Source organism: Salinicola sp. DM10 (assembly GCF_017306975.2).
Classification (GTDB): domain Bacteria; phylum Pseudomonadota; class Gammaproteobacteria; order Pseudomonadales; family Halomonadaceae; genus Salinicola.
On the sequence record NZ_JAFLEN020000001.1, the window covers coordinates 850824 to 872714 of the forward strand.

At 67.1% G+C, this 21891-nt stretch carries 18 protein-coding genes; 1 reads left to right on the forward strand and 17 read right to left on the reverse strand.

Annotation, left to right across the window (positions count from 1 at the left end; translation table 11 throughout):
• Window positions 1–29: 29 nt before the first annotated feature.
• Window positions 30–935: an alpha/beta hydrolase gene (locus J0A90_RS03755; protein WP_207037049.1), complete on the reverse strand. Its 906-nt coding sequence runs from the start codon at window positions 933–935 to the stop codon at window positions 30–32.
• Window positions 926–1729 (reverse strand): alpha/beta fold hydrolase, encoded by an 804-nt coding sequence (locus J0A90_RS03760; protein WP_207037047.1) that lies wholly within the window; start codon window positions 1727–1729, stop codon window positions 926–928. Before J0A90_RS03760 ends, J0A90_RS03755 begins: the two co-directional genes overlap by 10 nt.
• Window positions 1730–2029: 300 nt before the next feature.
• On the opposite strand from J0A90_RS03760, the gene J0A90_RS03765 reads away from it, so the two are divergent.
• Window positions 2030–2977, forward strand: coding sequence for an AEC family transporter (locus tag J0A90_RS03765; protein ID WP_207037045.1), 948 nt, complete (start codon window positions 2030–2032; stop codon window positions 2975–2977).
• A 193-nt stretch (window positions 2978–3170) separates the two neighbouring features.
• On the opposite strand, the gene J0A90_RS03770 is transcribed toward J0A90_RS03765, so the two are convergent.
• From J0A90_RS03770 to J0A90_RS03840, 15 genes are all read right to left on the reverse strand, one after another.
• Window positions 3171–3914: a FadR/GntR family transcriptional regulator gene (locus tag J0A90_RS03770; RefSeq protein WP_207037043.1), complete on the reverse strand. Its 744-nt coding sequence runs from the start codon at window positions 3912–3914 to the stop codon at window positions 3171–3173.
• A gap of 126 nt (window positions 3915–4040) precedes the next feature.
• The gene (locus J0A90_RS03775; protein WP_207037041.1) at window positions 4041–4841 is read right to left on the reverse strand and encodes an NAD(P)-dependent oxidoreductase; all 801 of its coding nucleotides are present in this window, start codon (window positions 4839–4841) and stop codon (window positions 4041–4043) included.
• A 60-nt stretch (window positions 4842–4901) separates the two neighbouring features.
• Window positions 4902–6182, reverse strand: coding sequence for a TRAP transporter large permease (locus tag J0A90_RS03780; protein WP_207037038.1), 1281 nt, complete (start codon window positions 6180–6182; stop codon window positions 4902–4904).
• Window positions 6183–6184: 2 nt separating this feature from the next.
• Entirely contained in the window at window positions 6185–6703 is a 519-nt protein-coding gene (locus J0A90_RS03785) for a TRAP transporter small permease (protein ID WP_207037037.1), read from the reverse strand.
• A 77-nt stretch (window positions 6704–6780) separates the two neighbouring features.
• On the reverse strand, window positions 6781–7782 hold the full coding sequence (locus J0A90_RS03790) for a TRAP transporter substrate-binding protein (protein ID WP_207037034.1): 1002 nt from the start codon (window positions 7780–7782) through the stop codon (window positions 6781–6783).
• A gap of 213 nt (window positions 7783–7995) precedes the next feature.
• Entirely contained in the window at window positions 7996–9945 is a 1950-nt protein-coding gene (locus tag J0A90_RS03795) for a GGDEF domain-containing protein (RefSeq protein ID WP_207037033.1), read from the reverse strand.
• Between the two features lie 219 nt (window positions 9946–10164).
• A complete protein-coding gene (locus J0A90_RS03800; RefSeq protein ID WP_207037031.1) occupies window positions 10165–11493 on the reverse strand; it encodes an enolase C-terminal domain-like protein in 1329 nt (442 codons plus the stop codon).
• Between the two features lie 59 nt (window positions 11494–11552).
• On the reverse strand, window positions 11553–12683 hold the full coding sequence (locus tag J0A90_RS03805) for a mandelate racemase/muconate lactonizing enzyme family protein (protein ID WP_285950007.1): 1131 nt from the start codon (window positions 12681–12683) through the stop codon (window positions 11553–11555).
• Between the two features lie 317 nt (window positions 12684–13000).
• Window positions 13001–14032, reverse strand: a complete 1032-nt coding sequence (locus J0A90_RS03810) for a LacI family DNA-binding transcriptional regulator (RefSeq protein ID WP_207037029.1) — start codon at window positions 14030–14032, stop codon at window positions 13001–13003.
• Between the two features lie 15 nt (window positions 14033–14047).
• Window positions 14048–14521 carry a phosphohistidine phosphatase SixA gene (gene sixA, locus J0A90_RS03815; protein WP_207037028.1) on the reverse strand — a complete coding sequence of 158 codons (474 nt, stop codon included), beginning with the start codon at window positions 14519–14521 and terminating at the stop codon, window positions 14048–14050.
• Entirely contained in the window at window positions 14518–15615 is a 1098-nt protein-coding gene (locus tag J0A90_RS03820) for an NAD(P)H-dependent glycerol-3-phosphate dehydrogenase (protein WP_233076475.1), read from the reverse strand. The genes sixA and J0A90_RS03820 overlap by 4 nt, the downstream gene beginning before the upstream one ends.
• A gap of 111 nt (window positions 15616–15726) precedes the next feature.
• Entirely contained in the window at window positions 15727–17169 is a 1443-nt protein-coding gene (locus tag J0A90_RS03825; RefSeq protein WP_207037026.1) for an NAD(P)(+) transhydrogenase (Re/Si-specific) subunit beta, read from the reverse strand.
• Window positions 17170–17185: 16 nt separating this feature from the next.
• Window positions 17186–18757 (reverse strand): Re/Si-specific NAD(P)(+) transhydrogenase subunit alpha, encoded by a 1572-nt coding sequence (locus tag J0A90_RS03830; protein ID WP_207037024.1) that lies wholly within the window; start codon window positions 18755–18757, stop codon window positions 17186–17188.
• 566 nt (window positions 18758–19323) lie between these two features.
• Window positions 19324–20784, reverse strand: coding sequence for a YdiU family protein (locus tag J0A90_RS03835; RefSeq protein ID WP_207037022.1), 1461 nt, complete (start codon window positions 20782–20784; stop codon window positions 19324–19326).
• Window positions 20785–20988: 204 nt separating this feature from the next.
• A complete protein-coding gene (locus J0A90_RS03840) occupies window positions 20989–21855 on the reverse strand; it encodes a glucosaminidase domain-containing protein (protein ID WP_233076476.1) in 867 nt (288 codons plus the stop codon).
• Between the last annotated feature and the right edge of the window lie 36 nt (window positions 21856–21891).

A 21891-nucleotide genomic window follows, 5' to 3' on the forward strand; every position in this document is an offset into this window, starting at 1 on the left:
CATCTTGATCGCTGCTCTAGGCCGAGCGCTCACTGCGGCGGCGAGATATCGTCCAGCCGCGCAAAGCGTACGATCTCCGCCGCCACCTCCGCCACCCGCGTGCGCTCGAGATGCAGATGGTGGCCGCCGCTCAGCACCCGCCGCTGCAGCCGGCGCACCCGCTGGCAGCTCTCGGCCAGCAGCGCGCGCTCGCCGAGCACCCCGGCGGTGGCCTGGATCAGCAGGGTCGGCGCGGTGATCTCGTCGAGCATCGCCAGCATCTGCTCCGGGCTCAGACGCAGCAGCGAAGGCCAGACCAGGCGCCGGTCGCTGCGCCAATAGAGCAAGCCATCCTCGCCCCGGCGCAGCCCGCGCTCGACGATCGGTCGCGCGGTATCGGCATCCAGGCGCGTGCGGCCGCCGTTGACCCGGGCCTCGAGCGCTGTTTCCAGCGTGGCATATCCGTGCTCGCCGCGCCGTGGCCGCCGACGTGCGCGCAACCCCAGCCGCAGCTGCTCCGGCGCCTGCTCCGGGGTGGTGGTCAGCGGCGCGAGGCCATCGATCAACACCAGCCGGGCCACCCGCGCCGGCAGCGCGGCGGCGAGCAGGCTGGCCACTCCCGCCCCCATGGAGTGGCCGAGCAGCGTCAGCGGCGCCGGGCCCAGCGTCTCGACCACCTCGACCAGCTCGGGTAGATAGCCCCAGGGCGAGTAGTCGCCGCCGTCACCGCGGTGCGGTGAGCGGCCGTGGCCGGGAAGATCGAGCGCCACCACTCGGACGCCCAGCGCCTCGGCCAGCAGCGGCGCCAGACGCGCGAAGGTCGCCGCGTTGTCGAGCCAGCCATGCAGCGCCAGCCACACCGGTGCGTCCGTCGCCCCCCACACCTGCGCCGCCAGCCCGGCCTCCCCCAGCGTCGTCTCTATCGGCACCGCGTTCGCGCTACGGCTCAATGGCATGCCGCGCCCTCCAGCATCCGATCGAGCGCGGCCAGCAGCGCCGCGCGGGTCGCCTCGGGATGCTCGAACGGAAACATATGGCTGCCGGGCACGCAGTCGAGGGCGAGCCCGGCGCGCGCAAGCTGGCGCCGCCGCGCCTGGTTAAGCAGAGTCGAATCCTGACCGGCGATCACCGTGAGTGGCACCTCGAGATGCTTGAGCACACCGGCGAGGTGATCGGGGAGATGGCGAAACACCGCAGCTTCATGGCGCGGTGCGAACAGCAGGCGGGTCGCCCCCTGCTCATCGAGCCGAGTGGCACCGCTGACATAGTCGGTCAGCGCCGCCTCGGTGAAACCCTTGAACAGCGTGTGCTGACGCAGCGAGTGACGCATCGCCTCGCGGCTCGGCCAGTACTCGCGACGCTTGAGCGTCTTGCCGGCCGGGGTGATACGGTCTATGAATCCGGTCAGTTTGGCCAGCTTGAGCAACAAGGCATCGCGCCCGATCAGCAGCGGCGGGTCGAGCGCGACCACCGCCCGGAAGTGCTCCGGCGCGCGACAGGCGCCCATGATCGAGAGCACCCCGCCCATCGAGTGACCCACGGCGATCACCGGCCGGCCCACCGCGCGCACCGCGTCGAGATACTCATCGCACAGCGAGCGCCAGTTGCGGTCGACCGGGAAATCGGGATGGTGGGCCAGGCGCTCCAAAGGGTGGAGCTCGAAGCGCTCGCCCAGCGGCGCCAGCAGGGTGCGATAGCTGGCGCCGGTGAAGCCATTGGCGTGCGCGAAGACCAGGGGTTGAGGCAGCATCGATCGTCGAATTCCCGTAAACTGTCGCCTTTTCGTCGAACGGCCACCGGCATCGGCCGGCATCGGGAGAGCGCCCGGGCGGGCGCTCTCCGGGCGTCTTCATCCGCGTGCCGACGTTCGTGCGTTCGTTGTCCACACGGGCGCTCGTGTCACATGAGCGCTCGCGCTTCATAGAAGGATTGTAACGTGTCCCGCAAAGGTTCCCACCGCGACACTCGTCTGAGAAATCGGCTGTTCTGGGCCGTCATCCTCGCCGCCCTGGTGGTCGGCTTCTGGCTGGTTCGCGGCGGAGAGTAACCCATGGGCCTGCTGGCGGCATTCACCCATACCCTCGAGATCACCCTACCGGTCTTTCTGATGGTGTTCCTCGGTCTAGGGCTCAAGCGCCTTGGCTGGATCGATGCCGCCTTCATCAACACCGCCTCGTCGCTGGTGTTCCGGGTGACCATGCCGACGCTGCTGTTCCTCAGCATCATCCAGGCCGATCTCGACAGCGCCCTGCAGCCACGGCTGATTCTCTACTTCGTCGGTTTCACCCTGGCGAGCTTCTGCCTCGCCTGGCTCTGGGCGATCTGGCGTCACCCCTACGTCGAACGCGGAATCTTCACCCAGGGCGCTTTCCGTGCCAACAACGGTATCGTCGGTCTGGCCCTGGCGGCCAGCCAGTACGGTGACTACGGGCTCTCCGTGGGCGGCATTCTGGCCGGCGCGGTGATCGTGGTCTACAACGTGGTCTCGGTGATCGTGCTCTCGATCTACAGCGAGGACGTGCCCACGGACCTGCGCTCACTGGCGCGCAATCTGGCCAAGAACCCGCTGATCCTGAGCGTGGTGCTGGCGATTCCGGTGGCACTGCTGGGGCTCGATCTCCCCACCTGGCTGCTCACCTCCGGCGGCTATCTGGGCTCGATGTCGCTGCCGCTGGGGCTGATCTGCATCGGCGGCACGCTCTCGATCACGGCGTTCAAGCGCAGCAGCACCATCGCCCTGGATGCCAGCCTGTGGAAGCTGGTGTGGGTCCCCCTGCTGGGCGTTCTCGGCGCCCTGGCGCTGGGCATCCGCGGGCCGGCCCTGGGCATTCTGTTCCTGTTTTTGGGCAGTCCCGGCGCAGCGGCCTCTTTCGTCATGGCCAAGGCGTTCAAGGCCAACGACAAGCTGGCCGCCAATATCATCGTGATCACCACCTTCGGCTCGATGTTCAGCCTGAGTCTGGGGTTGATCGTGCTGAAGTGGCTGGGGCTCGTCTAGGCTTTGTACGAAAACTGCCTGCGCTCGACAATACGGCGTTAAAAATCAGCTCAAAATGCTCATTTACACCCGTAAACTCCGCTTTTTCGCAGATTTTTGCCTTGTCTTGTCTTCGCTCGCCGACTTTTCGTACAAACCCTAGGCCCACGCCGGAAACGCCGAGGGCAGGGTTCGCCGCGGCGCAGCGGCGGGGTCAGCTGCGAGGAATATCCTGATAGGCGGCATAGTTGTCGTACGCGCGCTGGAGATGTCGCAGCATGGCGTCCCGCGCTGCTTGCGGCTGCCCCGCCACGATGGCCGCGAGCACGTCGGCATGCTCACGCGCCACGCGCTCGAGGTAGTGGGTCATGGCCGCCGAGTCGAGCTCCACTGCCACCAGCTTGGTCCGCGGAATGGCCCCTTCGTGAAGCTGATCGTAAAGGGCGACGAAGAACGGATTGTGGCTGGCTTCGACGATGGCGCGGTGGAAGTGATAATCCTCTTGGCGCGCCTGGCCGCCTTCACGGCTGGCGGCCACCAGCGCCTCGTGGGCGCGGGTCAGCGCCTCGATGTCGGCATCACTGCGCCGCTCTGAGGCCAGCGCCGCGGCCTGAGAGTCCAGCACCAAGCGCAGTTCTAGTACGTGGAGAATGTCCTCCACCGTGGTGGCACTGATGCGCCGCGCCGGGAAGGCGCTGGCCGGCGCCGAACGCAGCACCCGGGTACCGATGCCGCGGCGAGTCTCCACCAGCCCCATCGACTTGAGATGGGCGATCGCCTCGCGCACCGCGGTACGGCTGACCCCGAACATGTCGCACAGCTGGCTCTCGGTGGGCAGCTTGTCGCCCACCGGAATCTTGCCCTCGGTGATCAGGGCTTCGAGCTGGCGCGCGATCTGGCGCGACAGGCTCTCCTGCATCGAGATGCGCTGCACGCTGAAGGCCTGGGTCTGCTCCATCGTTTCTTCTACCTATGCTATGCCGAATATCGTCGTGCCGCTTCACTACCCTGCGGGCCGCTAGCGTGGCCGCACCTTGACCGTCGATTGGCGCTAGCATACCAGCTCGCAGGTGGTGGACGTCATTCACCCCTCGTCGGGGTGACCAAGGGCGACGAACTTGCCCCCCTGGAAGCGCACCGCCGGATCACTCGGGTCGAGCCGGCCGTCGGCGGCCTCGACCGCCTCGCGCCAGGGTGCAGAACTCTGACGCGGGCGCCAGCCGAGGAACTGTGCATGGCGATTGTCCCACCACTGCTCGGCGTTGTCGGACGCGCCATAGACCACGGTGTGACCCAGCTGCGGCGCGGCGAAGGCGCGTGCCAGCAGGTCGACGAGATCCTCCACCCCGAGCCAGGTCGCCAGCATGCGGGTGTCCTTGGGCTGGGGAAAACAGGAGCCGATACGCAGACTCAGCGTCTCGATGCCGAACTTGTCGTGATAGAGGCTGGCGAGGTCCTCACCGAAACACTTGGAGACGCCGTAGAGCGAGTCGGGGCGGTGCGGTACCTGGCTGTCGAGCCGGGTGGTGCGTGGATAGAAACCGATGGTGTGGTTGGAGCTGGCGAAGACCACTCGCGGCCGGCCGTGGCGTCGCACCGCTTCATAGAGGTTGTAGACGCCGACGATATTGGCCGGGAGGATCTCGTCCCACGGCCTCTCCACCGAGATGCCGCCGAGATGGATCACCCCATCGCAGCCCGCGACCAGCTCCGCTACGGCCGCGGCATCCGAAAGCTCGCAGGTGACGATCTCCTCATGGGCGGCGGCCGCGCCCGGGTCGACGATATCGGAGAGCCGCACCTGATGCGCCAGACGCGCGAGATGGGGTCGAATCGCCTGCCCCACGCCCCCGGCGGCACCGGTCACCAGTAATCGATTGAGCATGCTGAAACTCCTTCATGTTCGATGGCACAGCGGATAGCGCCCGGCGTACCGGGCGCGAATTCACTGCAGCAGATGGGGCAGCGTCAGCGAGATCGCCGGCACATAGGTGACCAGCATCAGCACCGCGAACAGCGCCAGGTAGAACGGCCAGATGGTCTTCACCGTCTGTTCGATCTTGATCCCGCCGATCGCGCTGCCCACGAACAGGCAGCCCCCCACCGGCGGCGTACACAGCCCGATGCCCAGGTTCATCATCATCAGGATGCCGAACTGGGTCGGGTCCATGCCGAACTGCTGCGCCACCGGCAAAAAGATCGGAGTACAGATCAGGATCAGCGGCGCCATGTCCATGATCATGCCCAGCGCCAGCAGCAGCAGGTTGAGCATCAGCAGCACCACGATCGGGTTGTCGGAGACCGAGGTCAGCCCGTTGGCGAGCATCTCGGGCACGCTGTAGAGCGCCAGCAGGTAGGAGAACGCCGAGGCGCAGCCGACCAGGATCATCACCAGCGCGGTAGTCTTGACCGCCTGATAGACCGCGGTCTTGAACGCCGCCCAGCGCAGCTCGCGGTAGACCAGGCCGGTGACCACGATAGCGTAGAGCGCACCAAAGGCGCCGGACTCGGTCACCGTGAGGACACCCGAGAGCACGCCGCCGACGATGATCACCGCGGTGAGCAGACCCGGCAGCGAGGCGCAGAAGCTGATCAGCAGCGCCGCCCAGCCGGGAAAGGTTTCGCCGCCGTAACCGCGCTTCACCGCCACCACGTAGGCCGCCACCGCCAGCGCCAGACACATCAGGATGCCCGGCACGATCCCGGCCACGAACAGCTGGGTGACCGAGATCCCGCCACCTGCGGCCACCGCATAGAGAATCATGTTGTGGCTGGGCGGGATCACCACCCCGGCGATCGACGAGGTGACCGTGACATTGACAGCGTAGTCGGTGTCGTAGCCCTTCTCCTTCATCACCGGAATCAGGATCGAGCCCAGCGCCGAGGTATCCGCCACCGCCGAGCCGGAGATGCCGCCGAACAGCATCGAAGAGGTGACGTTGACCATGCCCAGGCCGCCGCGCATGCGACCCACCGCCGCCGAGGCGAAACGTACCAGCCGCCGCGAGATACCGCCGTGGAGCATCAGCTCGCCGGCGAAGATGAAGAACGGGATCGCCAGCAGCGAGAACACCGAGATCCCCGAGACGATGCGCTGAAAGCCGACGAACAGCGGCAGCCCCTCGTAGAGAAAGGTCACCACTGCCGACAGCCCCACCGCGAAGGCGATCGGTGCGCCCACGATCAGGCCCAGCGCGAACACCCCGAACAGAATGATCAGTCCCATGGTCAGTGCCCCTTGCGTGTCGAGAGCGCGCGCTGGATCAGCTCGGCGCCGGTGAAGATCACCAATAGCACCCCGCAGGCCACCAGCGGTGCCGAGCGCCAGCTCTCCGACAGCCCCAGCATGGGGATCGGGCGGTCGGCGTTGTTGAGCATCATCAGCCACCCCTGCCAGGCCATGACACCGCCGAAGGCGATCACGAAGGCGTCGGCGATCAGCTGCATCAGCAGGCGCAGCGGGCGTGGCGCACCCTCGCGCAGGAAGTCGATGCTCAGGTGGGAACGGAACCTGACCCCGGCGGCAGCCCCCAGGCAGGTGATGTAGACCACGATCAGCAGCGACGACTGCTCGATCCAGGTCGGGGTGTCATTGAGCACGTAACGGCCGAAGACCAGCCAGCCAAACGAGAAGATCAGAAATACCAGCAGTACGCCGGCGACGATCAGGCAGAGTCGCGCCAGCGTATCGAGCACCTTGTCACACGCCGAGGTGCCAGCGGCCACGGGCGGCTGGGAGTCGTTCACGGTGAGATCCTGTCAACTGCGGCGAAGAGGCGGCCAGCGCGCCTCCCGGCGGAGACGCGCCGACCTCGCGAGGGCAATCAGGGGGTCTGACGAATCTGGTCGATCAGCGAGGCGAGCTCGGGGTGCTTGTCGGTGAATGCCTGGTAGAGCGGCTCCATGCGCTGCTGGAAGGCAGCCTTGTCCTTCACCTCATTGATCTTCACCCCCGCCTTCTCGACGATGGCGCGGCTCTTGGCTACCCGCTCCGCCCATAGCCGGCGCTGCTCCTGGGCGGCGTTCTCGGCGGCGGTGCGCACGGCGCGCTGGTCGGTGTCGGAGAGCGCCTCCCAGCTCGACTTGGCCACGCACAGGCATTCGGGAATGATCAGGTGCTCGGTGAGCGAATAGTACTTGGCCACTTCGTAGTGGTTGCTCGACTCGAACGAGGGGAAGTTGTTCTCGGCACCGTCGATGACCCCGGTCTTGAGCGACTGGAACACTTCGCTGTAGGCCATCGGCGTGGCGTTGCCGCCCAGGGCATCGACCATCTGCACGTAGAGATCGTTGTTCATCACTCGCAGCTTGAGGCCCTTGACGTCGTCGGGTGTCTCGATCGGGCGTTTGGTGTCGTAGAAGCTGCGCGCGCCGGAACCGAACCAGGAGAGCGCGATCAGGTTCTTCTCGGCCAGGGCGGCGGCAAAGCGCTTGCCGATGTCACCATCCATGACCCGATACATCTGCTCGACGTCCTTGAACAGGAACGGCAGCGAGAGCACGTCGGTCTCGGGCACCACCGGGCCCATCGGCCCCATGTTGAAGTTGCCGAAGTCCAGCGCGCCGCTACGGGCCTGTTCGATCGCATCCGGCTGATCGCCGAGGACGCCGTTGTTGTAGACCTTGGGCTCGACGCGGCCGTCGGTGGTCTTGGCCACTTCCTCGGCGAAAGACTTCAGCGCCAGCGAGTTGGGGTAGCCGTCGGGGTGCACGTTCCACCCGCGCCAGGTCGCCGCCTGGGCACCCAGGCTGGCGCCCAGCAGCACGCCGGCGGCGGCGAGAGAGAGGCAGGTACGCGAGACACGCGAGGAGAAGAGTGAGGTCATGACGCGCTCCATGTCGAATGGGCGCAGCCGCCGAGGCCGCCGTCCGGCGTCTTCGCCAGATCGATCGCGACGCCGCACAGGCCGCAATGTTGTTATCGTCGCCGCCAACATTGCCATACATCATACTTATTCAGACATTAGACTTTGGCATCCTCGCGGCGCTGCCGAATGTGTCACATGGCCGCGCTCTTCAGCGCTATTCCGATGCCGGCCTCATCGCTCTCCCCGGCGCTCGTCCGGGTCTCTCGCGACCGCCTGCGACTTCTTTTCCGCCGAGGTTCCCTCCTCGGCCTGGTCATGCCGGTCACGCTCCCCAGACGCTGCGTGCCGATGCCGAGTACCGCCGTTGGCCAGGTGGGACTTACAGTCTCCGCTCTGCTCGCCATCTTCACGCTGCAGACACGGCTCGGCCGACGCCGAGTAGAGCGTCACCGTACTGCGGCCGTCGCGCTTGGCGCAGTAGAGCGCTTCGTCGGCCAGTCGCAGCAGGCCGTCAGGGCTTGCGCTGTGGATCGGGAAGCTGGCAATGCCGGCCGAGAAAGTGACACGCCCCAGGCTCATGTCGCCACGCTTGAGTGGTGCCGCCGAGAGCCGGCCCAGCAGCCGCTCGAGACGCGCAGCCAGCGCCGTCGGCGAGGCATGGGAGAGCAGCGCGAACTCCTCGCCGCCCAGGCGACAAACGCTCTCGCCCGCTTCCTTGCTCGCCTTGAGCAGCGTCGCCACCTCGACCAGCACGCTGTCACCGGCATCGTGCCCGAAGCGGTCGTTGATGCGCTTGAAGTGGTCGAGATCGACGATCGCCAGGGTCAGGCATTCGCCACTCGCCACCGCCCGCCGGCACGCCTGGGCGTAGGCCGCGTCGAAATGGCGTCGGTTGTAGAGCCCGGTCAGGGCGTCGCGGTAGGACAACCCTTCGAGTTCCTCGACCAGGCCCGCCAGCTCCGCGGTACGCAGCGCCACCTGCTGCTCCAGCGTCTCGTGGGAGCGCGCCAGTTCGCGATGGACCCGATGGTAGCGATGCAGCGAGATCGCCACGCAGGAGAGCGAGAAGGCCAGCGTGCCGAAGCTCAGCGGTATCGGCTGCCACGGGATGAAGCCATGCGCCACCAGGATGTCGGCCAGCAGCAGCGGTGCGAACACGGCGAAGCTCAGCACCACGGTGCGCTGGGTACCGTCCAGCACCCGCCACTGCCATAGCGCCAGCGCCAGCATCGTCGGCAGTGTCAGCACCAGCAGCACGTCGAAGATGGGAAAGGTCAGCGAGAGGTTGATCACGCCGCCCTGGACCAGGCCGACCACCAGCAACACGTAGGCGAGATGCAGCGCCCATAACCGCCGCATCCAGCGCCGCGCACTGCCCTTGAGCCAGTGGGCGAGGATCAGCCCGGTCGCCACCGGCAGCATGTAATAGCTGAAGGCCCGGATCAGATCCCACCCCAGCGGGTTGCCGGCGATCAGCTGCCGCGCCGGCGCCTCGGCCAGCAGCATCAGACCCGAGGCACCGGCGAACAGCGCGATGGCACCGAAGCTGCGCCGCTCGACGCCGCTGACGGCGAAGATCGCGGCGAATACCGACAGTGCCAGCGCCAGCGCGCTGACCGCCACGTCCCAGGCCGAGCGCCGGATGATCTGACGATAGGCCTCTCCGCGCTCCATCAGGTAAACCTGGCCCCACAGACCGATGCTGGTGTAATCGGAGAAGACGCGCAGCCAGAGGGTCTGCCCGCCGAAGTCGTGGGGCAGCGCGATCATGTGCCAGGGCCAGCCGGCGAAGGTGACATGATCGCCATCATTGAAGTCGCCATGCTGGTAGATCAGTTGGTCGCCGAGATAGACCTGCGCGATCAGATCGATGCTGGAGATGAACAGCACCGGGTCGTGCCATTGATTGTGCGGCAGACGCAAACGGAACCACACCTTGTCACGGCCGTCACGCTGCGGTGGGTTGGCGGGAAACGCGATCGGCTGCCAGCCACGGTCGTCAGCGTGAAGCCAGGCCGGCAGCCCGGCGCCATCCCGCGGCGAGTCGCCCCAGCGGTACTCCCAACCGCTGGGCTCGATGCTCGGCGTCTCGCCCCGGGGCTCGCGGGTGGCCCAGCTCCAGGCCACCCACATCCCGATCAACAGTACGCACAGGCCGGTGACGGCGCCAATCACGCGCATGATGAGCTCCCCCCTCAAGGAAGCTCATAGTGTCATGAAACCAAGTGTCAGGATAAGTATCAAAAGGTGATTTGACTGCACGGCCTCCACTCGCCCAGTGCTCCTGTCTGCTCGCCCATGGCCGGACGCGCGACTACGTCACCACCATACTTCCCCCGTATTGCCACTCATACCACCGCTCATGGCGCCTCTCATGTCACCCCTCGTGCGACTGCCAGCTCAGCGCACCAGCGCCGGGCGCTTGGGATCGAAACGCCAGCCATCGATCAGATACTGCATCGCCATGGCGTCGTTGCGACTGCGCACATCCAGCGAGCGGTAGAGCGCGTGGGCCTGTTCGAGCTGCGCCATGTCCAGCTCGACACCCAGACCGGGCGTGGTGGGCACACGCAGCTTGCCGTCGCGGATCACCAGCGGTTCGCGGGTGAGGCGCTGGCCATCCTGCCAGATCCAGTGGGTGTCGATGGCGGTGATCTCCCCCGGGCAGGCGGCGGCGACGTGGGTCATCATCGCCAGCGAGATATCGAAGTGGTTGTTGGAGTGCGAGCCCCAGGTCATGCCCCACTCGTGGCACAGCTCGCCGACCATCACCGCCCCCTGCATTGTCCAGAAGTGACAGTCCGCCAGCGGAATATCCACCGCATTGAGCGCCACCGCGTACTGCAGCTGCTTGAAGTCGGTGGCGATCATGTTGGTGGCGGTCTTGAGACCGGTACGCTTCTTGAACTCGGCCATCGTCTCGCGTCCGGACCAGCCCGCTTCCTGACCACAGGGATCCTCGGCGTAGCTGAGCAGATGCTTGATCGGCTCGAGCACGCGCACCGCCTCGTCGAGCGTCCAGGCCCCGTTGGGATCGAGGGTCAGACGCGCCTCGGGGAAGGCGTCGTGCAGCGCGCGGATACACTCCGCCTCCTCCTCGCCGCGCAACACGCCCCCCTTGAGCTTGAAATCCTTGAAGCCGTAGCGCGCATGCGCAGCCTTGGCCAGCTCGGCGACCGCGTCCGGCGTCAGCGCCTCGCGACGTCGCACTTCATCCCAGGCGTCCACCGGGTCGTCGGCTTGCGGATAGGGCAGATCGGTCTTGGCCGGATCGCCGAGCAGGAACAGATAGCCCAGCGCCTCGACCTCGTCGCGCTGGCGGCCGAAACGCCCCAGCAGGTCCGCCACCGGCTGGCCCAACGCCTGCCCGTAGAGATCGTAGAGCGCCGACTCGATCGCGGTCAGCACATGCACCGCCACGCGCAGATCGAAGGTCTGCTGGCCGCGCTCCTCACGCCCGTTGCCGGCCAGCGCCAGCCGCGCCCGGTTGAGGACCTGCTTGACCTGGTCGATACGCGCGCCTTCGACCAGCGCCCGACACTGCTCCAACCCGCGCAGGATACCCTCGCTGGAGGGGATCTCCCCCACCCCGCGCTGGCCGCTGTCATCCTCCAGGATCAGCACGCAGCGAATGAACCAGGGGGCATGGCCGCCACTCAGATTGAGCAGGAAACTGTCATAGCCGGCCACCGGCACGACCGACATCTTGGTGATCTTGGGGAAACTCATCTCGCACTCCTGGGTATTTGATCGTTGCGGGAACGCTGAAAACATTGATTCAGTGTTTCCTAGCCGCGTTTGCCGAATTCGGCGCTATCCACTGTCCACTGACGCGCCTGCTCGGTCAGGGTGAAGCCGAGACCCGGGCGGTCGGGCACCAGCATGCGCCCGTCGCGGGTCTCGAGGCGCTCGTTGAACAGCGGCTCCAGCCAGTCGAAGTGCTCGACCCAGGGCTCGCTGGGATAGGTCGCCGCCAGGTGCAGGTGAATTTCCATGGCAAAGTGCGGTGCCAGCTGCAGGCCGGCGCTGCTGGCCAAGGTGGAAAGCTTCAGAAACGGCGTGATACCGCCGATGCGCGGCGCATCCGGCTGGATGATATCGGCGCTGCGATGGTCGATCAGCGCGCGGTGCTCGGCGACGCTGGCGAGCATCTCGCCGGTGGCGATCGGCGTATCCAGGGCGCTGGCCAGTGCGGCGTGCCCTTCGACGTCGTAAGCGTCGAGGGGCTCCTCGATCCACACCAGGTGGTAGGGCTCCATGGCGCGGCCGAAACGCAGCGCGGTGGCACGGTCCCACTGCTGGTTGGCATCGATCATCAGCGGCACGTCGTCACCCAGGTGGCGGCGTACCGCCTCGACACGCTGCAGGTCGGCCTTCATGTCGGGCTGGCCGACCTTGATCTTGACCCCTTTGATGCCGCTCTCCAGCGAGCGGGTGGCGTTCTCCTTGACCTCTTCGATCGGCGTATGCAGGAAGCCGCCGGAGGTGTTGTAGCACTGCACCGAGTCGCGATGGGCACCGATCAGCTTGGCCAGCGGCAGCCCCGCGCGCTTGGCCTTGAGATCCCACAGGCCGACATCGACCGCGGCGATGGTCTGGGTGGCAAGACCGCTGCGCCCCACCGAAGCGCCGGCCCATACCAGCTTGTGCCACAGCTTGTCGGTGTCGTTGGGGTCTTCGCCGAGAATCGCCGGCGCGATCTCCTTGGCATGCGCGAACTGGCCGTAGCCCCCGGCACGCTTGGAATAGCTGAAGCCGATGCCGCGATGACCGTCACGCGTCTCGATCTCGGTGAACAGAAACGACACCTCGGTCATCGGTTTCTGGCGTCCGGTCAGCACCTTGGCATCGCTGATCGGCGTCGCCAGGGGCAACAGCACGTGGGAGAAACGGATCCAACTGATGGCATCGTTGTTCATCGCGGCACCTAGTCTCGTGGGTCGTCGCAGGGGGAGAGATCTGGCCACGGCGACGTTCTCGGGCTCGTCGGCAAGTTGAATGATTGCGCTATCATTCAGCCGCCGTCAGAGGTCGTTGGACACGGATAGTAGCGCGGGGCATTTGTATGACAAAGATGCCGACAAGCAAATTACGACCAAAGCACTAGGTGACAACGCGTGCATGAGCGTCGCCGCGCGATGCCTCCCTGCGTTATGGATCGCTTGCAGAGTGAGTTCGTCGAGGGCTTGGGGTTGGTGCGAAAAATCGGCGAGCGCAGGCGGCTTTCGTATAAAGCTCAGGTGGTGGCGCGGTCGACCAGGCTGAAACCGATATCCTCCACCGCCCCGCTGCGCTCGAACTGGGGGCGCGCCATGCGTTCGAGCAGCTGCTCGGCGGCGCGGCGGCCGATGGTGGCCCCATCGATGCGTACCGTGCTCAGCGCGGGGAAGCTGGCCGCGGCATAGCTGCTGTCGCCGAAGCCCATGATGGCCAGATCATCGGGGATCGAAAGCCCCCGACTCTGGGCCTCGGCGATCACCCCCAGGGCGAGGATATCGGAGCTGCAGACGATCGCCTCGAGGGCATGGTGATCGAGCAGTTCGGCCGCCATCTCGCGCCCCCAGGGCATGCTCGAAGGGGTACCCACCCGGCGCAGCGGCAGCGCCTGCTGCCCCGCCTCGGCGAGGCGCTCGCGCAGGCCGTCGATACGCCGCTCGGCGCGGGTGTCATCGGCGCTGATCACGCCCAGACGGCGATACCCCCGCGCCAGCAGATGATCGGCCACGGCGCGCCCCACGGCGTGGTGGGAGAACCCGATCAGCATGTCGATGGGGTCGTCGCTCATGTCCCAGATCTCGACCAGCGGGACCCGACTGGCCGCCAGCCGTTGCCGGGTCAGAGCCGAGTGGTGGCAGCCGGTGAGCACGATGCCGTCGGGGCGGCGGCTGAGCACCGTCTCGACCACGCCCTCCTCTTCGGCAGGGGTGTAACCGACCAGGCCCAGCAGCACCTGGTAGCCGCGCGGCACCAGCAAGCCGGTGACCGTCTGCACCACCTCGGCGAACAGCGCATGCGCCACCGTCGGCACCATGAGTGCCACCAGGCGACTGCGGCTGGAGGCCAGCGCGCCGGCGACCTGGTTGGGCACATAGCCGGTCTCGATGACCGCGCGGCGCACCCGCTCGCGGGTCGCCTCGCTGACCAGCTCGGGACGATTGAGCGCCCGCGACACCGTCATCGGTGCCACGCCGGCGACCCGCGCCACGTCGGTCAGACGGGCGCTGCCGGTGGCCCGGGCCGAGCGCGGCTTGGCATCATGCTCACTCACTGCGCGGCGCGCGCCTCAACCATGGGGTGGCGCAACGAAGGCGCCGAGGCGAGCGCAGCCCGCCGCCCACACCTCGCCCTCGAGCAGCGCCACCCCGGCGGTGGGAAAGCCCATGGCGGCGAGTGGCCCGCCATCGACCAGACGTCCGGCCAGGGTGCCGACCAGCGGCATGTGGCTGACCAGGATCAGCGGGGCTGGCGATGCTCCCAGCTCGCTCAGGCGCTCGATCAGCGCCGCGACGTCATCCTCCGGCGTCATGCCGTCGCGGGTGTCGACCGGGATGCCCAGCGCCGCGGCAATGGGTTGCGCGGTCTGCTGGGCGCGCCGATACGGGCTCGCCCACAGGGTCGCTGCCGCCAGCTCCGGGCGGCTGGCGAGCCAGCGCGCCGCCGACTGCGCCTCGCCTTCGCCACGCGCGGTCAGGCAGCGTTCGGCGTCGGGTACGCCGGGGCCCGCCTCACCGTGGCGCACGATCGCCAGCCAGCTCATGCGTCACCGTCCGGTGCCAGCTGATGGGCCTGCGATACCGCCTCGCGCGAGAGCATGAACTCGACGTCGCTGCTCTGTTCGTTCTCCATCAGCGCCCGCGCCATGTCGCGCGCCGGCACGCCGTCGAACATCACATGATGCAGCCCCTGGGCCAGCGGCATGTAGATGCCCTCCTCGCGCGCCTTGGCGCACACCAGCTTGACCGTGTTGACGCCCTCGGCGACCTGGCCCAGGGCCGCGATCGCCTCGTCGAGGGTCGCACCCTCGCCCAGCGCATAGCCGACGCGATAATTGCGCGAGAGCTTGGACGAACAGGTGACGATCAGATCGCCGACGCCGGAGAGCCCGAGAAAGGTCATGGGATTGGCACCCAGAGCCACCGCGAAGCGGCTCATCTCGGCCAGCGCGCGGGTCATCAGCATGGCGCGGGTGTTCTCGCCCATGCCCAGCGCCGCCGCCATGCCCGCGGCGATGGCATAGATGTTCTTGAGCGAGCCGCCCAGCTCGGCGCCGTAGCGGTCGTTGCCGGCATAGACACGGAAGTAGCCGCAGCCCAGCGCGGCCTGGACATAGGCGCGGGTGACCGCGTCGTCGCTGGCGATCACCGTCGCGGTGAGCTGCTTCTGGGCGATCTCCGCGGCCAGGTTGGGCCCCGAGAGCACGCCGATGTGCGACGAACCGGTCTCCTCCTCGATCAGCTGACTCATCAGCTTGAAGCCCTCGGCCTGGATCCCCTTGGTGGTGGTCACCAGGATCTGCTCCGGGCGCAGGTGCTCGCGCGCCTGCTCGAGCACGCTGCGAAACGCCTTGGAGGGGATGGCGATGAACACCACCATGGCCTCGGCCACGGTGGCGGCCAGATCGGTGGAGGCCACCACCGCCGGGTTGATCGGGTAGTCGGGCAGATAGCGGCCGTTGCGGTGCTCGTGATTGATCTGGTCGACCAGCGCCGCATCGCGCAGCCACTGGCGCACCGTGGCGCCGTTGTCGGCAGCGATGCTGGCGATGGCGGTACCGAAACTGCCGCCGCCGAGCACGGCGACCCGCATGGGCTCCGAGGAGCGGGAAGCTGACTGCGAGTAGGATTCTGACATGGTCGATCCGTGGCCACTGAACGATGCCGACAGTGTAACGAAAATCGCCCCGGACGGGGGTGCCGTCGCGGGGCGAAATGCGCTCGGATCAGAGTCGCGCGCGGCGCCGCCTCAGTCGATCATCGGCACCAGGGCGTCGATGCTGCCGCGGGCGTCGCCATAGAGCATGCGCGTGTTCTCCTTGAAGAACAGCGGGTTCTCGATACCCGAGTAACCGGTACCCTGGCCACGCTTGCACACGAACACCTGCTTGGCTTCCCACACCTTGAGTACCGGCATGCCGGCGATCGGGCTGCCCGGATCCTCCTGCGCCGCGGGATTGACGATATCGTTGGAGCCGATGACGATCACCACGTCGGTGCTGGCGAAGTCGTCGTTGATCTCGTCCATCTCCATGACGATGTCGTAGGGCACCCGCGCCTCCGCCAGCAGCACGTTCATGTGTCCGGGCAGGCGCCCCGCCACCGGGTGGATGCCGAAACGCACGTTCTTGCCCGCGGCGCGCAGCTTGCGCACCAGCTCGCTCACCGCGTTCTGGGCCTGGGCCACCGCCATGCCGTAGCCGGGCACGATGATCACGCTGTCGGCGTCGTTGAGCGCACTGGCGACACCGCCGGTGTCGATCGATACCTGCTCGCCCTCGATCTCCGCGGCTTCGCTCTGGGTCGCCCCGAAGCCGCCCAGGATCACGCTGACGAAGTTGCGGTTCATCGCCTTGCACATGATGTAGGAGAGGATCGCGCCGGAGGAGCCGACCAGCGCCCCGGTGACGATCAGCAGGTCGTTGGAGAGGGTGAAGCCGATCGCCGCCGCGGCCCAGCCCGAGTAGCTGTTGAGCATCGACACCACCACCGGCATGTCGGCGCCGCCGATCCCCATGATCAGGTGCCAGCCGATGAAGAAGGCGAGCAGTGCCAGCAGCACCAGGGTCCAGGCCCCGGCACCGTTGAAGTAGCCCACCGCCAGCAGCACGCAGAGCAGCGCGGCGCCGGCATTGAGCAGATGCCCTCCCGGCAGCTTGTGCGGCTTGCCGCCGATCTTGCCGGCCAGCTTGCCGAACGCCACCACCGAGCCGGTGAAGGTCACCGCGCCGATGAACACGCCCAGCACCACTTCGATCTGCAGGAAGGTGAGCTCCAGCGGGGTCTTGTGGGCCAGGGTCGCGGCGAACGCCGAGAACCCTTCGACGTCGATCCCGGCGACACGGGTGGCCACCACCCGGGCGCGCTCCATCTCGGCGTTGAAGCCGATGAACACCGCCGCCAGGCCGACCACGCTGTGCAGCGCGGCGACCAGCTGCGGCATCTCGGTCATCTCGACCCGGCGCGCCAGCCAGGCGCCGGCCAGGCCGCCGATCAACATCAGTGGAATCAGCCAGCCGAGCCCGCCGACGCCGGGGCCGAGCGCGGTGAACACCACCGCGATCGCCATCCCCACGATGCCGTACCAGACCGCCCGCTTGGCCTTCTCCTGATTGCTCAGCCCGCCCAGCGACAGGATGAACAGGACACTCGCCGCGATCGCCGCGGCGGAAACGAACTCGTGTTGCAACATCATCTCTCTCCGCGGGTCAGGATTTCTGGAACATGGCGAGCATGCGTCGGGTGACCAGGAAGCCCCCGACGATGTTGATCGAGGCGATCAGTACCGAGATACCCGCGAGCAGCCCGACCAGCCAGTTGCCCGAGCCGATCTGCAGGATCGCCCCCAGGATCACGATCCCCGAAATGGCGTTGGTCACCGCCATCAGCGGCGTGTGCAGCGAGTGGCTGACGTTCCAGATCACCTGGAAACCGACGAAGCAGGCCAGCGCGAAGACGATGAAGTGCTGCATGAACGAGGCCGGCGCGACCATGCCCAGCAGCCACATCAGCACGCCCCCGGCCGCCAGCAGGCCGACCTGACGCTTGGTCTGGGCAAGGAAGGTGGCGTGCTCGGCGGCGCGCTTCTCCTCCGGCGTCGGCTCCTTGGGCTTGGCCTTTGGCTTGGCCGCGCCGATCGCCTTGACCTTGGGCGGCGGCGGCGGGAAGGTGATCTCGCCGGCATGCGTGGCGGTGGCGCCGCGGATCACGTCATCTTCCATGTCATGGACGATGACGCCATCCTTCTCCGGCGTCAGATCGGTGAGCATGTGGCGAATGTTGGTGGCGTAGAGCAGGGATGCCTGGGTCGCCATGCGCGAGGGGAAGTCGGTATAGCCCACCACGATCACGCCGTTGTCGGTGACGATCCGCTCGTCCATCACCGTCAGATCACAGTTGCCGCCCTTCTCGGCGGCGAGATCGACGATCACCGAGCCCGGCTTCATCGCCGCCACCATCTCCTCGAGCCACAGCTTGGGCGCCGGGCGCCCGGGAATCAGCGCGGTGGTGATGACGATATCGACCTCAGGGGCCTGCTCACGGAACAGCGCCAGCTGCTTCTCGCGGAACTCCGGGCTCGAAGGCGAGGCGTAGCCGCCGCTGCCCGAACCGTCCTGGCTCTCCTCGAAGTCGAGGAACAGGAACTCGGCGCCCATCGACTCGATCTGCTCGGCGACTTCCGGGCGCACGTCGAAGGCGCGCACCACCGCCCCCAAGCTGGTGGCAGTGCCGATGGCGGCAAGCCCGGCCACGCCGGCGCCGAGCACCAACACCTTGGCCGGCGGCACCTTGCCGGCGGCGGTGACCTGACCGGTGAAGAAGCGCCCGAACTGGTTGCCGGCTTCGATCACCGCGCGGTAGCCGGCGATGTTCGCGGTGCTCGAGAGCGCATCCATCTTCTGCGCCCTCGAGATACGCGGCACCATGTCCATCGCCACCACGGTGGCGCCCTTCTCACGGCAACGCGCCAGGCGCGCTTCGTTCTGCGCCGGCCAGAAGAAGGCGATCAGCGTCTGCCCCTCGCGCAGCCGCTCGATCTCGGCATCGAGGGGCTCGCGTACCTTGATCACCACCTCGGCGGATTCCCACAGCGCTGCGGCATCGTCGACCAGGGTCACCCCGGCCGCCTGATAGGCATCGTCGCTGAAACCGGCGGCGACACCCGCGCCGCGCTCGAGCAGGCACTCGTGCCCGAGTTTCTGGATCTGCTGCGCGCTCTCGGGCGTCAGGGCGACCCGCGCCTCGCCCTTGGCAATCTCTTTGGGGGCGCCAATTCTCATGCCGCCACCTCGCACAGCGACGGCGCCACGCCGCCGCTCAGGTCGGATTCGGCCAGGCCGCGCGGGGCAAGCCCTGCGCAGCGCCAAAACGGACACGGCATCGCTCGATCGGCCATGCGTCGGTTCTCCTGTGGGGTCGAGATAAGGGCGCTCTCCCCCGCACCTGCGGTGCCGCCGAACGCCGATCGACGGCCGTTCAGCAGCGCCACTGGCGCAAGGGAGAGCGCCTGAATGAGCCCAAGTGTTCGATAAAGCCGACGGCGGGATCAAGACGCACGCAGAAAAACCAACCCGCTCAATATTTTATGGTGACCATAACTGAATCGTTATGCTTGAAATACAAGACAAACCATTGATTAAAAAGATAAAAAACAGACCCTGGGAATGATTTATCGATGCCATAACGCATCCCTTATTCGTCCCAATTGGCGGCTTTCTGCGCGCCGCCATCATGGAGAGGAAGGGTCAGGGGAAAATTACCGGGGCTGGAAGCCTCTGCGCCAAGTCCCGGGCGGGACCTGGCGCAGGCGAACTCGAGACAGGCTCAGGAAGCGCTCGCGATAGGCTCAGGAGGAGCAGGAGAGGCACACCGGCGGCGCGCTGGCCGCCGGCGCTTCGGCCCAGGCGGCCATGCCCGGGCGTGCCTCGAACGGCGACGCCAGCAGCTCGCGGAAGGTGCGCAACGGCTCGGCATCGCCGGCCTGGGCCGCTTCGATCACCTGCTGCGCCAGGTGGGTGCGCAGCACGTAGAGCGGGTTGACCCGGCGCATCGCCGCCAGCCGCTCGGTGTCGCCGCGGGACTCATGCGCGAGACGTGCCCGGTAGCGCGCAAGCCACTCATCGAGCTGGGAATCAGCGACCTCTTCACCGAGCACCAGCCCACCGGCGACATCGCTCTCGGACAGGGCACGGAAGCTACGGTGGAAATCCGCCTGCGCCCGCCCCAGCATCTCCAGCCAGTCGTCGATCAGCGACCCGTCCTCCTCGCGCTCGACCTCCAACCCCAGCCGGGCGCGCATAAGGATGGCGTAGGCCGCCTGCAGCGTCGGCTCGTAGCTGTCGAGGATCTCGCGCAGGCGCTCGGGGGCGATCAGCGGCGTCAGGCACTGGGCCAGTACGGTGAGGTTCCACAGCGCGACGCCGGGCTGATGGTCGAAGGCGTAGCGCCCGCTGGCGTCGGTGTGGTTGGGGGTGAGCTGGGGGTCGTAGCGGTCCATGAAGGCATAGGGGCCGTAGTCCAGCGTCAGTCCCAGGATCGACATGTTGTCGGTATTCATCACCGCGTGCACGAAGCCATAGGCCTGCCAGCGCGCGATCAGCTCCGCGGTGCGGGTCACCACGTCCTGATAGAGCGCTTCCAGCGGCGCCGGCTGGGCCGCGAGCTGCGGCCGATGACGCTCGATCACGTGGTGCATCAGGCGCGCGAGATCGTCGCTGCGTTTCTGCTGGTAGAGCCACTCGAAGTGGCCGAAGCGCACGTGACTCTCGGCCAGCCGCAGCAGGGTGGCGCCGGGCTCGACCCGCTCGCGCATCACCTTCTCGCCGTTGACCGCCACCGCCAGCGCCAGGGTGGTGGGAATACGCAGGCCGGCCATCGCCTCACCGGCAAGATACTCGCGGATCGACGAGCGCAGCACCGCGCGACCGTCGCCGAAGCGCGAATACGGCGTCTGCCCGGCGCCCTTGAGATGCAGATCGCACGGCCCCTGCGGTGTCAGTGCCTCGCCCAGCAATAGCCCACGACCGTCGCCCAGCGCCGGGTTATAGGTGCCGAACTGGTGCCCGGTATATTTCTGCGCCAGCGGGTCCATGCCCGGCAGCATGGTCGCGCCGCTCATCAGCGCGGTGAGCTGGTCGCGGTCGATCGCCTCGGGGTCGAGGCCGAGGCGCAATGCCGCCGTGGGGCTCAGGTCGAGCACCCGCGTCTCGGCCCATACGCTGGGCGTGACCCGGGTAAAGAAGTCCTCCGGGAAGCGCGACCAGACGTTATCGAAAACCAGCGCGTCGAGACCGTTGTCAGCCGTCATGCCGTCCTCCTCGAAGCGGGGTGTGTAGTGGCGGGATCGTGGTGGGGATGACGCTCTAGCTTACACCCTCACCCCGCGGCCCTGCACACCAGCCAGCCCTGCCACCAGCCGGCAGCGCAGGCAGACCCCGCCGGGCGCTGCCCGAGGGCCGGCGCGAGGCGTGGCGAGACCGTGATGTGGCAAGACACCGTGGTGAAGGCCGGATCAGGCGGGGCTGGCGTCGCTGTCGCTGGCATCCAGACCGTGATCGCGAATCAGCTCACCATTGGTGCGCAGGAGTGCCAGCAGCTGCTGCTGATAGTCGGGCGAGGTGGAGTAGTTGTGCAGCTTGCCGATCAGCCGCTCGGCGGAGATCGAGCGTCCGCGCGTGGCCAGCGTCATGCGCTCCTGGCGCAGCTGGGAATAGGCGCCGTGGGTATTGAGATTGTGCAGATAGGCGCGCACGCCGTCACGCACGCTGTCGAACACCTGGAAACGCCGCGAGGTGCCGTTCTGGGCGATACCGCAGCCGGGCGAGAAACAGCGCATGCCGAACAGGTTGTTGCTCTCGCGGGCAATGCGCGAGGTGCCCCAACCGGACTCCTCGACGGCCTGGATCACCACCATCTCCAGCGGAATGGTATTGACCCGGCTGAGCAGCTCCGGGCTGACCTGGCCCGGTTTGCAGCTCACCCCATAGGCGTCGCACAGCCGCGCCAGACGCGCCTTCTCGTCGTCACGCAGCGGATTGACCTGGGTGCTGATCGCGAACAGCCAGTTGCGGTCGCGCTGGATCTGCGCATTCTCGGCCTGGACCAGCGGCACCAGCAGCCCGAGGAAGGCCGCCTTGCGCTTGGCGCCGGCCTTGTACTCGCGCAGATCGGGCAGCTCGCTGACCGGGTCCAGGGCTGGCTGGGTGACGCTACTGTAGAGGGTGGGCGCAGTTTCGGATGCCGGTTCGGCCTGAGCCGACATCGGAAACGGGGCTTGCGCCAGGGTCAGTACGGCAGTCAAGGCCAGAGCGGTAGCACGACGACTGAGCCCCGGCCGGCGGGTCGATCGCCCGCCGGCTGGGGAAAAGGATCGCGACATGGTGGCGCTCCTCGTATGGAAAGATGGCAGCAGGCT